Consider the following 14,141-nt stretch of genomic DNA (forward strand, 5'->3'; position numbering starts at 1 on the left):
GGATGCGGCCCGCCGGTGGTCCGGCGAAGCCAAGCAAACCGGAGGTTTGCGCCCGGCGCCTGAGGGCAGGAAAAGCCGGATACCAGCGGTCGCAAATAGCGGCCGTTGGTATGAGACGCTGACGGCCGCCGGATGACGGCCGCGGCCGGAGGATCGGATCGGCAAAGGCGTGTGCCGGGCCATGTGGCGTCCCGGCGGGGCCGGACCTACTCCAGCCCCTCGTAGAAGTCGTTCCCCTTGTCGTCGACGACGATGAAGGCGGGGAAATCCTCGACCTCGATGCGCCAGACCGCCTCCATGCCGAGCTCGGGGTATTCCAGCACCTCGACCTTCCTGATGCAGTCCTGCGCGAGCCGTGCCGCCGGGCCACCGACCGAGCCGAGGTAGAAGCCGCCATACTTCCTGCAGGCGTTGAGCACCTGCTTGGAGCGGTTGCCCTTGGCCAGCATGACCAGCGAGCCGCCGGCGGCCTGGAAGGCCTCGACATAGGAATCCATCCGCCCCGCCGTGGTCGGGCCGAAGGAGCCGGTGGCGTAGCCCTGCGGAGTCTTGGCCGGCCCCGCGTAGTACACGGGATGGTCCTTGATGTACTGCGGCAGGCCCTGGCCGGCATCCAGCCGTTCCTGCAGCTTGGCGTGGGCGATGTCGCGCGCCACCACGATGGTGCCGGTGAGCGACACGCGCGTCTTCACCGGATACTGCGACAGCGTTGCGCGGATCTGGTCCATCGGCTGGTTGAGGTCGATCTTCACCACCTCGCCGCCGAGGATGTCCTCGGTGTGCTCGGGCAGGTAGTGCGCCGGCTCGTGCTCCAGTTCCTCGAGGAAGACGCCTTCGGGGGTGATCTTCGCCTTGATCTGGCGGTCGGCGGAGCAGGACACGCCGATGCCGATCGGCAGCGAAGCGCCGTGCCGCGCCATGCGGATCACGCGCACGTCGTGGCAGAAATACTTGCCGCCGAACTGCGCGCCGATGCCGAGGTTCTGCGTCAGCTTGTGGATCTCGGCTTCCAGTTCCGTGTCGCGGATCGCGTGGCCGGACTTGTCGCCCGTGGTCGGCAGCGCATCGAGCCACTTGGTCGAGCCGAGCTTCACCGTCTTGAGGTTCATCTCCGCCGAGGTGCCGCCGATCACGATGGACAGGTGATAGGGCGGGCAGGCCGAGGTGCCGAGGGTCTTGATCTTCTCCTCGATGAACGCCAGCAGCTTGGGCTTGTTCAGCACCGCACGGGTCTGCTGGTACAGGAAGGTCTTGTTGGCCGACCCCCCGCCCTTGAGGATGAACATCAGGTGCATCTCGTCGGCGTGGTGCTCGCCGGGCTGCGCCATGATGGAGAACTCGACCGGCAGGTTGTTGCCGGTGTTGGTCTCCTCGAAGGTCGAGAGCGGCGCCATCATCGAGTAGCGCAGGTTGGTCTCGGTGTAGGTGCGGGCGACGCCGTAGGACAGCGCCTCCTCCTCATCGCCTTCGACCCAGACGCGCTGGCCCTTCTTGCCGAAGACGATGGCGGTGCCGGTGTCCTGGCACATGGGCAGCACGCCGCCGGCGGCGATGTTCGCGTTCTTGAGCAGGTCGAGCGCGACGAAGCGGTCATTCGCCGACGCCTCGGGGTCCTTCAGGATGTTCGCGAGCTGCTGCAGATGCGCCGGGCGCAGCAGATGGGAGACCTCGTGGCAGGCGCGGAAGGCGAGCTCCGCCAGCGTCTCCGGCTTCACCTTGAGCACGCGCTTGCCCTCCACCTCGATCACCGAGACCCCCTCGATGTCGAGCTTGCGGTAGGGCGTCGTATCCTCGCCGAGGGGGAACATCGGCGCGTAGAGGAAGCCCTCGGGGCGGGGCGGCGCGGCGGCGTCGAGCGGCGGGGTCATGCGCAATCTCCGGTGCGCGCGAAAGGGTGCGCGCGGGGCGGGTCTAGAGCAGATCCCGTCCGGGTGGAATCACCCGGGCGGGTGAAGATGCTCGCTCAAACAAGGCTGGAGCGCTTCCACCTTCGGGGGAAGCGCATCTAGCGCAGGGCGGGGCCGGCCGCCAACCGGGACGGCGACACGAACGGCCCGCAGGCGGAAAGGGCAGGCGGGGGCGCTCCGCCCGGCCAAGGCAGCACCGGCGCGGGGCTGCCGGATCGGGCACCACGCCGGGCGGTTCGGACTTGCCTGCGCCTCGGCTGGATGACCCGCGGCGGGCTTGCGAAGACCGGGACGACGGCGCCTGCCGTCCCTGGCGCCTCGCGGCGCGGGTCAGGCGTCGCGCGCGGGCTTCCGCCGGAAGGCGTCGAGGCTGACCACCTGGGCCGGGGCCGCAGGCGCCGGCGGGGTGGCAGGGTCCTCGGCCGCCTCGGGCGCCGGCTCCTCCGGCACGTCCTCGAAGGCGGGCGGTTCCATGCCCGTGGCCGGGAAACGCAGGCCGAAGCGGACATGCGGGTCGTGGAACATGGTCAGCGCCCCGAAGGGCACCACCAGGCGGGAAGGCACGCCGCCGAAGAACAGCGTCACGCCGAAGCGGCCGGCCTGGCGGTCCACCTCCAGATCCTCGAACTGGTGCTGCAGGACGATGGTGATTTCCTGCGGGTAGCGGGCCTTGAGGTGGCCCGGCACCGTGGTGCCCGGATGGTCCGTGCGGAAGGTCAGGTAGTAGTGGTGTTCGCCCGGCAGGCCTTCGGCCGCGGCGTGCTCGAGCGCGCGGATCGCGACCTCGCGCAAGGCTTCCTCGGCCCAGGTGTCGTAGGGCAGCAGGCTTTCGGGCGGTGCGGCGTCGTCGCTCATGCGGGCCATCTAGTGCAGGAGGGGGACGGATGCCAAGGGAAGTGGGGGGCTTCTGTTGCCCGGTGCCCCCCGGACCGCGCTTACCTATTTAGGCAGCGAGCGCCACAGCCTCGCGGCTGTTGTCGTTGGCACTTGTGATTTGGTCCGATGACGGCGGTACCATGCCGGGCAAAAGACGTATCTTTACCGCGCGCGTCGAGCCTGTTTCGCCCCCAGAACCCGCTGACAAGGCGGGGTTGATGGTGGAGGCGCCGGGTACCGCCCCCGGGTCCGCAACGCTTATTCCATACGCCGTTTATCGCCATAGTCACCGAGGTGACACGGCTCATATAGGCGAGAGCGTCGCGGATTTCGAGGACAATCCGATCAGCCTTCGCGATCCTTAGGCAGGCCGCGTTCCACGATGCGGGCATAGAGCGCGGCACCATAGGGAATCGCCTCATCGTTGAAGGCGTAGCGCGGATTGTGCGGCATGGCGCCGTCGCCGTTGCCGACATGGATGTAGGCACCGGGGACCTTCTCCATCATGAAGGAGAAATCCTCCGAACCCATCCCGGGCGGGCTGTCGCGCGCCACGCGGTCGGCGCCGACCAGTTCCGCCGCCGCCTCGGCATAGGCCTCGGTCTGGGCGGGATCGTTGATGGTGGGGGCGAAGATCAGCCGCCAGTCCATCGTCGCGCTGGCGCCGAATCCGGCGGCCACGCCGTCCGCCACCCGGCGCATCGCCTCCTCGATCTGTTCGCCGACCGGCCGCGTGAAGAAGCGGGCGGTGCCGGAGATGGTCGCCGTTTCGGGGATGACGTTGTAGGCCTCCCCGCCCACCACCTTGGTCACGCTGACCACCGCCGGGTCGCGCGGGGAGAGGTTGCGCGAAACCACCGATTGCAGCGCCGCGGTGATGTGGCAGGCCGCCAGTACGGGGTCGATGCTGGCTTCGGGCCGCGCGCCATGGGCGCCCTTGCCGGAGACCTGGATGTCGAAGAAGGCGCCGCCGGCCGCGGTCGGGCCGGGGCGGATGCCGTACTCGCCCACCGGCAGGCCCGGGCGATTGTGCATGCCGAAGATCGCGTCGCAGGGGAAACGCTCGAACAGCCCGTCCTCGAGCATCGCCAGCGCGCCGCCGCAGCCTTCCTCCCCGGGCTGGAAGATGAAGTGGACGATGCCGTCGAAGGCGCGGGTCTCGGCCAGGTAGCGTGCGGCGCCCAGCAGCATGGTGGTGTGCCCGTCATGGCCGCAGGCATGCATCACGCCCTTGGTCCGGCTGGCGAAGGGCAGGCCGGTCAGCTCCTCGATCGGCAGGGCGTCCATGTCGGCGCGCAGCCCGATGGCGCGGTTGCCGGACCCGTTGCGCAGCACGCCGACCACCCCGGTGCCGCCGACGCCGCGATGCACCTCGATGCCCCAGGATTCGAGCTGCCGGGCGACCACCTCCGCCGTGCGGTGCTCGGCCATGCCGAGTTCGGGGTGCGCGTGCAGGTCGCGGCGGATGGCCGTGAGCTCGGGGTGGAAGGCGCGGATGGCGTCGAGGGCGGGCATGGCGGTTCCTGGGACGGACGAAGGCGCCATGCTGCATCGGTCCGGGGCGGCGGCCAACGGGCCCGCCCGCGAGGGGGGCTTGCCCCCTCGGGCTCCCCCACCAGGGGACACGGTCCCCTGGACCCGCGATCACTCAAGTATCGGTTTCCAAAGGCCCTTCGGCCTTTGGTGGGGAGAGCCCGAGAGGGGCGAGGCCCCTCTCGGTCCGCCTCCGCCGGCCTGCTATAGCCATGGTCCGTGACGCTCGGCGTCCGGAGTCGCAGAGGGGACCGGCATGGCGCTGACGGCCGAACAGCAGCAGGAGATCGACGCCGCGCGCGCCGCCGAGGGCAGCACGCGCCGCCCCACCGTGGCGTCGCTGGAGGCGATGCTCTTCCAGGCGATCCCCGTGCTCGACCACGGCTTCGTGCGCGTGGTGGACTACATGGGCGACGATGCGGCGATCGTGCAGGCGGCGCGCGTCTCCTACGGCCGCGGCACCCGGGCCGCCAACGAGGATCGCGGCCTGATCCGCTACCTGATGCGGCACCGCCACTCGACGCCCTTCGAGATGTGCGAGATCAAGTACCACGTGAAGCTGCCGATCTTCGTGGCGCGGCAATGGATCCGCCACCGCACGGCGAACGTGAACGAGTATTCGGCGCGCTACTCGATCCTCGACCGCGAGTTCTACATCCCCGCCCCCGACCACCTGGCGGCGCAGTCCGTGGTGAACCGCCAGGGCCGCGGCGACATCCTGCAGGGCGAGGAAGCCGCGCGCGTGCTCGACCTGCTGCGCGAGGACGCGACGCGCAACTACGACCACTACCTCGAGATGCTGAACGAGGACGACGACGGCAAGCCGCGCGACCCGGGCCGGCAGGGCCTGGCGCGCGAGCTGGCGCGGATGAACCTCACCCTCAACGCCTATACGCAATGGTACTGGAAGACGGATCTGCACAATCTGCTGCACTTCCTCTCCCTGCGCGCCGACACCCATGCCCAGTACGAGATCCGCGTCTATGCCGAGGCGATGCTGGACACCGTGCGGGCCTGGGTGCCGATGGCCTATGACGCCTTCCGCGACTACCGGCTCGGCGCCGTCACGCTGTCGGCGCAGATGATGGGCATCGTGAAGCGCATGCTGGCCGGCGAGGTCGTCACGCAGGAGGGCTCCGGCCTGTCGAAGCGCGAATGGCGCGAGCTGATGGAAACCCTCGGCCGCGATGCCGCCTGAGGGAGGCCAGGCGTGGCGGGCAGGGCGGCATCCGTGAGCGGCACGGCCAAGGGACGCGCGACGGCGCGGCCGCGGACGAAGAAGTCCGCCGGCCGCTGGGCCTCGCTCGGGCCTGCGGCGCGGCGCTGGATCTTCATCGGCGGCTTCACCCTGGCGCTGCTGGTCGGGCTGCCGCTCGCGCATGCGCTGCTGGGCGACGTGGGTGCCATCCTGCTCGGCACCTTCGCCTTCGGCTTCGTCGTCGGGCGCATGACGCTGAAGCGCTGAGGCTGCGCGCGTAGCGATCGGCGGCGCGGCGGCGACCCCCTCGCGCACCGTCCGAGGAGAGCGGCTACGACCCGCACCGACCGCATCCTGCGCCTGCTCGCCTGGCCCGCCGCGATCCGGATCGCCTACGAGTTCAACTGGTACCAGCAGTACAAGCTGACCGGGCATCCCGGCTCGGTGGACTACATCTTCCAGCCGCTCGCCGACTGGTTCGGCATCCCGGCCTACGAGAAGCCCTTCCGCCTGACCGTCGCGAGTCTCGAAATCGTCGCCTCGGTCCTGGTGCTGATCCCGCTGACCCGTGTCTGGGGTGCGCTGCTGACGATCGGGCTGATGAGCGGCGCGATCTTCTTCCACACCATCGGGCTGATCGGCATCGACCCCTATGGCGACGGCGGCAAGCTGTTCAAGGAAGCGATCTTTACCTCGGTGATGGGCGTCGTCGTCCTCTGCGCGCATCGCCAGGACGCATTCGCTGCCCTGGTACGCCTCGGGCTGCTCTGCGCCGCCTTCGCGCGCACGGCGTGACCGTCATGCCGTTTCGCGGGCGAGGTCCAGCACGCGGTCGTGCCTCGGCAGGCTGCGTGTTTGCCCGCGGCCGCGCCGCGCACGCAGGGTGAGGAACGCGACGGCCACCCAGCCGCCATGGAAGCAGAGCCCGGCGGCCAGCATGGCCTGGCCCGGGATCGGCCCGACCGCTGCCCGCTCCCACAATTCTGCGAAGCTTGCCAACGGCTCGGGATGGATCACGAGCTTGCCGGCATAGGCCGCGACCTGCATGGCGAAGATCCAGCCGTAGTTCTTGCGCAGCCTGCGCCCGAGCGCATCCCAGTAGCTGATGTGCAGCCGTGGCCGCCGGTAGTCCTCGTAGAGCACCTCGTTCCAGTGGTTCTCGGTCTGCACGCCACGGCCGAGCAGGATGGGCCCGAAGAACTGCGTTTCCAGGATATGCGCGCGCACCCGCCAGAAATCGAAGAAGCGGTAGCGCCGCGCCTCGATGTGCAGGAACACCGTGACCAGCAGGCCGACCAGCACCAGCGGCAGGGGAGAGGCTGCCGCACTGCTGAAGGTGAGCGACAGCGCGAGGCCGGTGGTCACCACCGCCCAGTTGGTCGTCGCGTCCAGGCGGGAACGCCAGACCGTGCTGCGATAGACCTCGCCGCGATAGAGGTGGGACAGCGCGCCGATCTCCGCCGCGCCGAACCCGAACGATTCGTGCCACTTCTGCCCGTTGCCCATGGCCGTTCCCTCCCGCGGCACTGCGGTGCGGTCGCTCCCGGCCGGCCGCGCGGGCCGGGGGTCACTCCATGACGATCGCCGGTCCCCCCGCCGCCTTCGCCCGCGCCTTCTCCCACACGCGGGCGGCGATGCGGCGGTAGGTCTCGGCCTCCTCGGTCTCCGGCCGCGCGGTGACGATCGGCGTGCCGGCATCCGACAGCTCGCGGATCGCGAGCTTCAGGGGCAGTTCGCCGAGGAACTCGACGCCGAGCCGCTCCGCCTCCCGCCGCGCGCCGCCATGGCCGAACAGATCGGCGCGATGGCCGCAGTTCGGACAGCAGTAGTAGGACATGTTCTCGACCAGCCCGAGCACGGGCACGTTCACCTTCTCGAACATCCGCACGCCGCGGCGGGCATCGAGCAGCGCGACGTCCTGCGGTGTGGAAACGATCACCGCACCGGCCAGCGGCACGCGCTGCGACATGGTGAGCTGCGCATCGCCCGTGCCCGGCGGCATGTCCACGATCATGATGTCGAGCGTGCCCCACTCGACCTGGCCCATCATCTGCTCGAGCGCGCCCATCACCATCGGGCCGCGCCAGATCATCGGCGTCTCCTCATCGACCAGGAAGCCGATCGACATCGCCTTCAGCCCCCAGCGCGACAGCGGCGTGATGCGCTGCCCGGTCGCACGGGGCTTCTCCCGCGTGCCGAGCATCTGCGGCAGGGACGGCCCGTAGATGTCGGCATCCAGCAGCCCGACCTTCAGCCCCTGCGCGGCGAGCGCGACGGCGAGGTTCACCGCGGTGGTGGACTTGCCGACCCCGCCCTTGCCCGAGGCGACGGCGACGATGGCGCCGACCTCCGGCAACAGCATCGGTCCCTGGCCGGAGGGGGCGCGCGCGGCCTGGCGCGGCGTCGCGGGCTGCGGCGCGGCCTCCCGGTGCGCGGTCAGGACCACGGTCGCGTTCAGCACGCCCGGCACGGCGGCGGCGGCCCTCTGCGCCGCGAGCCGCAACGGCTCGAGCTCCGCGGCGCGTTCGCGCGGAACCTGCAACGAGAACTGCACCATCCCGTCGCGCGCTGCGAGGCCCTGGACCATGCCGGCCGACACCACATCCCGACCCGTCGCCGGGTCCATCACGGCCCTCAGCGCGGCGGTCACCGCTTCCGCCAGAGTCTCAGCCATCGCTTGAAATGCCCTCATTCCTGGACAATATCGGCCCGGCCGGCGAGGGTGTCCTTCGATGAGGCGTCCCCGGCGCCCGGCCGGCGCCCATATGGTCGGGCGTCGCCCTTCCTGCACCCCTCAATGGCAGGCGCCGGGCAAGTCGTCACCACTGGTTGGAATACGGAGGCCCAGCGTCGAATGCCCTGGAACAACAGCGGCGGACAAAGTCCCTGGGGGAACCCGCGGCCGGGTGGGCCGTGGGGCTCGCCGCCCCCGCCCGGCGGCGGCGGCCCGGTCGGGCCGGGCGGCGGGCGAGGCCCCGACCTCGACGACATGATCCGCCAGGCGCAGGACGCGGTGCGCCGCTTCCTGCCGCGCGGCGGGGGCAAGGGCGTCGCGCTGCTGGGCATCGTGCTGGTGGCGGTCTGGGCCGCTTCGGGATTCTTCCGCGTGCAGCCCGACGAACAGGGCGTGGTGATGCGCTTCGGCGCCTTCGACCGTGTCGCCTTCCCCGGCCTCAACTATCACATTCCCTGGCCGGTCGAGACCGTGACGACGCCGCGCGTGACGCGCATCAATCGCGTCGATATCGGCTTCGTCGGCGCGCAGGAGGCGCCGGTGATCACCGGCCGCATCCAGCCGGCGCGCGATGTGCTCGCCGAATCGCTGATGCTGACGGGCGACGAGAACATCATCGACATCGACGTCGCCGTCTTCTGGCGCATCCGTGACGCGGGCGAATTCCTGTTCAACACCCGCAACCCGGAAAGCACGGTGAAGTCCGCCGCCGAATCGGTGATGCGGGAAGTGATCGGCCGCACGCCGATCCAGCCCGCCCTGACGGAAGCCCGCGCGCAGATCGAACAGGAAGTGCGCCGCGGCACCCAGGCGATCATGGACCAGTACGGCGCGGGCATCGAGATCGTGCAGGTGCAGCTGCAGAAGGTCGATCCGCCCAGCCAGGTCATCGATGCCTTCCGCGACGTGCAGCGCGCCAATGCCGACCGCGAGCGCGCCCGCAACGAGGCGGAATCCTTCCGCAACGACATCATCCCCCGTGCCCGCGGCGAGGCCGAGCGCCTGGTGCAGGAAGCGCAGGGTGCGCGCGAGAGCCAGATCGCCCGCGCCCGCGGCGAGGCGGCACGTTTCACCAGCGTGCTCACCGCCTACCAGTCCGCACAGGACGTGACCGTGCGGCGCCTCTACCTCGAGACGATGGAGGAGATCCTGCGGCGCAACCCGATGATCATCGTCGATGACCGGCTGCAGGGAATCGTGCCCTTCCTGCCGCTCGGCGAAGGGGCGGCGGTGCCGCGCCCGGCGCAGGGCGGCCTTCCGACCAACCGGCCCGCGCCGCTGCCCGCCCTGCCGCAGGGCCCGGGCGTGCAGGGCCGCAGCCAGGGGATGCCGCGATGAACCGCACCTTCGCGCTGCTCGCCGTCCTCGCCGTCATCATCGTGACGACGGCCTCGACGCTCTTCACCGTCCACCAGACCCAGCAGGTGCTGATCACGCAGTTCGGCGAGCCGATCCGCGTCATCGACAAGCCGGGCCTGCATGCGAAGATCCCGTTCATCCAGTCGGTCATCACCTTCGACCGCCGGCTGCTCGACTTCGACGCCCCGGGTGAGGAAGTCATCCTCGGCGACCAGCGCCGGCTGATCGTGGACAGCTTCACCCGCTACCGCATCACCGATCCGTTGGTGTTCTACCAGACGGTCGGCGCGACCGAGGGCGGAATCCGCGCGCGGCTGAACTCGATCGTCTCCTCCTCGCTGCGGCGCGTGCTGGGCAATGAGCCGCTGCTTTCGGTGCTCTCCACCGACCGCCCGCGGATCATGGGCGAGATCCGAGGCCAGGTGAACGCCGAGGCGCGGCAGTTCGGCATCGAGGTGGTGGATGTCCGCATCCGCCGCGCCGACCTGCCGGAGGAGAACACCCAGGCCATCCTCTCCCGCATGCAGTCCGAGCGCGAGCGCGTCGCCCGGGAAGCCCGCGCGGAAGGTGCGGAGGTGGCGCAGCGCGTGCGTGCCGGCGCCGAGCGCGAGCGCACCGTGCTGCTCGCCGAGGCGCAGGCCCAGTCCGACGTGCTGCGCGGCCAGGGTGAGCAGGAGGCGATCCGCATCGTCGCGGAGGCCTTCCAGCGCGATCTCGACTTCTTCCAGTTCTGGCGGTCCATGCAGGCCTATCGCGAGGCCTTCTCGGAGGGGAACACCCGCATGGTGATGACCCCCGATTCCGAGTTCTTCCGCTTCTTCCGGGAGAGCGGCGGACGGCCGCTGGCGCCGCTGCCGGGCGCTGCGACCCCGCAGTGACCCTGACGGACCTTCTCCAGGGCGTGGCGGTCGTCCTCGCCCTGGAGGGGATCGCCTACGCCCTGGCGCCCGGGGCCATGCGCCGGGCCCTCGCCCGGCTGGCCGAGGCGCCGGAGCATCGCCTGCGCGTCGGCGGGCTGGTGGCGGCGGCGATCGGTGTTGCGCTGGCCTGGCTGCTCAAGGGAATGTAACGCATCCAGGGAAGACTGCCCCCGTGCGGCGTTTCATTGCATGATGGCGGCTTCCGTCCCAGGTCCGGGCTCCCACATGCTGTCCCGACGACCCTGACATCGTATCTTCCCATGAGGTGCCCCACCGTGCGCTTCGCCGTTCTTGTCCTCGCCGCCCTTCTTGCGGTTCCCGCCCTCGCTCCCGTGGCGCTGGCGCAGCGCGCGCCGGAGACCTTCGCGCCGCTGGCGCGGCAATTGCTGCCCGCCGTGGTCAACATCTCGACCAGCCAGGCGGTGCAGGCGCGCCCCGGCCGCCCGGATGCCCCCGAGGTGCCGCAAGCCCCGCCGGGCAGCCCCTTCGAGGAGTTCTTCCGCGACTTCTTCAACCGCAACCGCCCGCCCGGCCAGGGCGAGGGCCCGCAGGCGCCGCAGCGGCCGCAGCGGCGCGGCCAGTCGCTGGGGTCCGGCTTCGTCATCGATGCGCAGGAAGGCATCGTCGTCACCAACAACCACGTCATCGACGGCGCCGACGAGATCAACGTCATCCTCTCCGACAACACCTCGATCCGCGCGGAGCTGCTCGGCACCGACCCGCGCACCGACATCGCGGTGCTGCGCATCCGCACCGACAGGCCGCTGACCGCGGTCAGCTTCGGCAATTCGGACGAGGCGCAGGTGGGCGACTGGGTGGTCGCCATCGGCAACCCCTTCGGCCTTGGCGGCTCGGTGACGGCGGGCATCGTCTCGGCCCGCGGGCGTGATATCCGCCAGGGGCTGTACGACGACTTCATCCAGACGGACGCCGCGATCAACCGCGGCAATTCCGGCGGGCCGCTGTTCAACCTGGCGGGCCAGGTGATCGGCATCAACACGGCCATCTACTCGCCCTCCGGCGGGTCGATCGGCATCGGCTTCGCCATCCCGTCGAACCTGGCGCAGCGCATCGTCGCGCAGCTGCGCGACGGCGGGCGCGTCCGCCGCGGCTGGCTCGGCGTGAACATCCAGCAGGTGACGGACGAGATCGCCGAGGCCCTGCGCCTGCCGGGCGGTGCCCGCGGCGCGCTGGTGGCGCGCGCGCAGGAAGACGGGCCGGCGGCCAAGGCCGGCATCCGCGCCGGCGACGTCATCCTGCGCTTCAACGGCGTGGATGTGCGGGAGATGCGCAACCTGCCGCGCATCGTCGCTGACAACATGGTGGGCGTCGAGGTGCCCGTCGTGATCTGGCGCGACGGCAAGGAGGAGACGGTCACCGTCACCCTAGGCGAGCTGCCGACCGAACAGGCGCAGGCCGGCGCCGCGCCCGCGCCCGCCCAGCCGGCGCAGCCGGTGGAACTCGCGGGCCTCGGCCTGCGCGTCATGGCCATCACCGACGAGCTGCGGCAGCGCTTCAACCTGCGCGCCGAACAGCGCGGCGTGGTGATCGTGGAGGTCGCGCCCAACAGCCCCGCGGCTGAACGCGAACTGCGCCCGGGCGACGTGATCGTCGAGGTGCAGCAGGAAAGGGTGGGCACGCCCGCCGAGGTGCAGGAACGCATCGCGCGGCTGCGGCAGCAGAACCGCGGGGTGGCGCTGTTCGCGGTGGAAGGCTCGGGCGGGCAGCGCTTCGTGCCGCTGCGGCTGCGCGGGGAACGCGGGGCGCCGGGCTGAGAAGGTCGGGGGAGGGGAACCTCCCCCGATCCCCCTCCCTTCTTTGTCCCTTGGGAACTCACTTCGGCTGTCAGTCCCCAGGTGCCAAAGAAGGTTGGGGGGTGCGGGGGGAAGTTCTCTTCCCCCCGACCTTCTTTTCCGCACCGCCATGCCCCCGGAGACTCGCCTCCCCGACCTGATCGGCGGCGCGGCCGCTGCCGCCCTTGGCCTCTTCGTCATCTATTCCGCCTTCGGCGGCTTCATCCTGCCGCCTGGTGACACGGGCTGGATGCTCTCGGGCCGCATCGGGCCGGACCCGGTGCAGTACTGGCTCGGCTGGACCGCCTTCGCGCGCGACGCCTGGCGCTGGCCGCCCGGGGCGAATCCGGGCCTCGGGATGGAGCTGGCCTCCTCGATCTTCTACTCGGACTCGATCCCGCTGCTGGCCTTCCTCTTCAAGGCGCTGCGGCCGCTCGTCGAGGTGAACCAGTATTGGGGCCTGTGGATCTATGCCTGCGGTGCCTTGCAGGCTTTGCTCGCCTGGCGGCTGATGGGTCTGGCCACGAGGGAGCCGCTGGCGCGGCTTTCGGTGGCCGGGCTGTTCGTGCTGCAGCCGCTGCTGCTGGGGCGGCTCGGCGGGCACTTCGCCCTCGGTGGCCAGTTCCTGCTGCTGATGGGGCTATGGCTCTGCATGGTGCCGGGGCAGGGCGGGCGGCGGGCGGTGGCCTGGGCAGCGCTGCTGGGCGCAGCCTCCCTCATCCAGGCCTATCTGCTGCCGATGGTGGGCGCGCTTTGGGCCGCGGACTGGCTGGCCCGGGCGTCGGATGCGGAACGGCGGGGCGGCGTGCGCATCGCGGTCGAGGCAGTGGCGGTGCCGGCATCGGGCGTGCTGGGTCTCTGGGCGGGCGGGTTCTTTCTGCTCGGCGGCGGCTTCGGCGGCACCTGGGGCGGCTACGGCCGGATGCAGCTCGACCTGCTGGGGCCCTTCGATGGTGGCTACTGGGGCGGGCTGCTGCCCGATTTCGAGACCGCAGACCATCTGGAGGCCGGGAATTCCTACCCTGGCCTCGGCGTGCTGGCGGTGCTGGCGCTGGGCGCGCTGGCGTGGCTGCTCGGCCCGCGGGGAAGGCTGCGCCGGCACTGGGCGCTGCTGCTGGTGCTGGCGGGGCTGCTGCTCCTCGCCGTGACGCATCGCGTGGCGATCGGCGGGCGGGAGTTCGAACTGATCCCCCTGCCGGACTGGCTGGTCGCGAAGGCCGATGCGCTGCGCGCCTCGGAGCGCTTCTTCTGGCCGGTGCTCTATGCGGCGCTGTTCGGCGCGGCGGTGGCGCTGGTGCGCGGGCTCGGCGGCCGGCGCGCGGGGCTGCTGCTGTTCGCCGCGCTGATGCTGCAGGCGGCCGATCTCCGTCCGGGCCTTGCGCGGCTGCACCACTATTTCGCGCCGCAGCCGCCGACCGTGCCGCTGCGCCTGTCCGATCCCTTCTGGCTGGAAGCGGCGCGGCGCTACACCTTCGTGCGTGTCGTACCGACCGGCATGCAGGCGACGAACTGGGAGGAGGTGGCGGTCTATGCCGCGACGCTCGGGCTGCAGACGGATGCGGTCTATCTGGCGCGGCTCGATCCGCGCGCGGTGGAGGCGTTGAATGCCGCCGTCGCGCGCCGCCTGGAACGTGGCGAGCACGAGCCGCGCACCTTCTACGTGCTGGGCGACGAGGCCGCGCTCGCCCGCGCCCGTGCCGGCATGGATCCGGCGCGCGACTTGCTGGAGCGGTTCGACGGCCGTTGGGTGCTGGTGCCGGGATGGCACCGGACGGGTGATTGATGCGGGCGGCGGATTGAGAGGGGCGCCGCCCCTCTCAA

General features: G+C 70.7%; 13 protein-coding genes and 1 other RNA gene. 8 read left to right on the forward strand and 6 right to left on the reverse strand.

All coding sequences use genetic code 11. The features are described from left to right. Positions 1–206: 206 nt before the first annotated feature. The 4 genes from GXW74_RS16980 to GXW74_RS16995 all read right to left on the reverse strand — a co-directional run bounded on the left by GXW74_RS16980 (position 207) and on the right by GXW74_RS16995 (position 4,298). On the reverse strand, positions 207–1,868 hold the full coding sequence (locus GXW74_RS16980; RefSeq protein ID WP_211847724.1) for a fumarate hydratase: 1,662 nt from the start codon (positions 1,866–1,868) through the stop codon (positions 207–209). Positions 1,869–2,237: 369 nt separating this feature from the next. Next, a complete protein-coding gene (locus GXW74_RS16985; RefSeq protein WP_211847725.1) occupies positions 2,238–2,762 on the reverse strand; it encodes an SspB family protein in 525 nt (174 codons plus the stop codon). Between the two features lie 40 nt (positions 2,763–2,802). Next, positions 2,803–3,121: a transfer-messenger RNA gene (gene ssrA, locus GXW74_RS16990) on the reverse strand. 7 nt (positions 3,122–3,128) lie between these two features. Further along, positions 3,129–4,298 carry a M20 aminoacylase family protein gene (locus GXW74_RS16995; RefSeq protein WP_211847726.1) on the reverse strand — a complete coding sequence of 390 codons (1,170 nt, stop codon included), beginning with the start codon at positions 4,296–4,298 and terminating at the stop codon, positions 3,129–3,131. Positions 4,299–4,572: 274 nt separating this feature from the next. Between GXW74_RS16995 and thyX the strand changes: the two genes are divergently transcribed. The 3 genes from thyX to GXW74_RS17010 all read left to right on the forward strand — a co-directional run bounded on the left by thyX (position 4,573) and on the right by GXW74_RS17010 (position 6,309). Beyond that, a complete protein-coding gene (gene thyX, locus GXW74_RS17000) occupies positions 4,573–5,514 on the forward strand; it encodes an FAD-dependent thymidylate synthase (RefSeq protein ID WP_211847727.1) in 942 nt (313 codons plus the stop codon). Positions 5,515–5,547: 33 nt separating this feature from the next. Beyond that, the gene (locus GXW74_RS17005; RefSeq protein WP_211847728.1) at positions 5,548–5,781 is read left to right on the forward strand and encodes a hypothetical protein; all 234 of its coding nucleotides are present in this window, start codon (positions 5,548–5,550) and stop codon (positions 5,779–5,781) included. Between the two features lie 177 nt (positions 5,782–5,958). Further along, a complete protein-coding gene (locus GXW74_RS17010; protein ID WP_211847729.1) occupies positions 5,959–6,309 on the forward strand; it encodes a DoxX family protein in 351 nt (116 codons plus the stop codon). A 3-nt stretch (positions 6,310–6,312) separates the two neighbouring features. Here the strand turns inward: GXW74_RS17010 and GXW74_RS17015 are convergent, their stop codons facing one another. Together GXW74_RS17015 and GXW74_RS17020 are read right to left on the reverse strand one after the other, a co-directional pair. Continuing rightward, positions 6,313–7,020, reverse strand: a complete 708-nt coding sequence (locus GXW74_RS17015) for a DUF2270 domain-containing protein (protein WP_211847730.1) — start codon at positions 7,018–7,020, stop codon at positions 6,313–6,315. A 61-nt stretch (positions 7,021–7,081) separates the two neighbouring features. Further along, positions 7,082–8,188, reverse strand: coding sequence for an Mrp/NBP35 family ATP-binding protein (locus tag GXW74_RS17020; RefSeq protein ID WP_211847731.1), 1,107 nt, complete (start codon positions 8,186–8,188; stop codon positions 7,082–7,084). Between the two features lie 315 nt (positions 8,189–8,503). Here GXW74_RS17020 and hflK point away from each other — a divergent pair, with 315 nt between their 5' ends. The 5 genes from hflK (at position 8,504) to GXW74_RS17045 (ending at position 14,103) form a co-directional block, all read left to right on the forward strand. Continuing rightward, the gene (gene hflK, locus GXW74_RS17025) at positions 8,504–9,586 is read left to right on the forward strand and encodes an FtsH protease activity modulator HflK (protein WP_338148257.1); all 1,083 of its coding nucleotides are present in this window, start codon (positions 8,504–8,506) and stop codon (positions 9,584–9,586) included. Then, the gene (gene hflC / locus GXW74_RS17030; RefSeq protein ID WP_211847733.1) at positions 9,583–10,485 is read left to right on the forward strand and encodes a protease modulator HflC; all 903 of its coding nucleotides are present in this window, start codon (positions 9,583–9,585) and stop codon (positions 10,483–10,485) included. Before hflK ends, hflC begins: the two co-directional genes overlap by 4 nt. Further along, entirely contained in the window at positions 10,482–10,676 is a 195-nt protein-coding gene (locus GXW74_RS17035; protein WP_338148258.1) for a DUF2065 domain-containing protein, read from the forward strand. Before hflC ends, GXW74_RS17035 begins: the two co-directional genes overlap by 4 nt. A 111-nt stretch (positions 10,677–10,787) precedes the next feature. Then, complete coding sequence (locus GXW74_RS17040; RefSeq protein ID WP_211847734.1) at positions 10,788–12,302, forward strand: DegQ family serine endoprotease; 1,515 nt, start codon at positions 10,788–10,790, stop codon at positions 12,300–12,302. 148 nt (positions 12,303–12,450) lie between these two features. Then, positions 12,451–14,103 (forward strand): DUF6311 domain-containing protein, encoded by a 1,653-nt coding sequence (locus GXW74_RS17045; RefSeq protein ID WP_211847735.1) that lies wholly within the window; start codon positions 12,451–12,453, stop codon positions 14,101–14,103. Positions 14,104–14,141 lie beyond the last annotated feature (38 nt).

Origin of the sequence: Neoroseomonas eburnea (genome assembly GCF_018129005.1) — a bacterium.
GTDB classification, from domain to species: domain Bacteria; phylum Pseudomonadota; class Alphaproteobacteria; order Acetobacterales; family Acetobacteraceae; genus Neoroseomonas; species Neoroseomonas eburnea.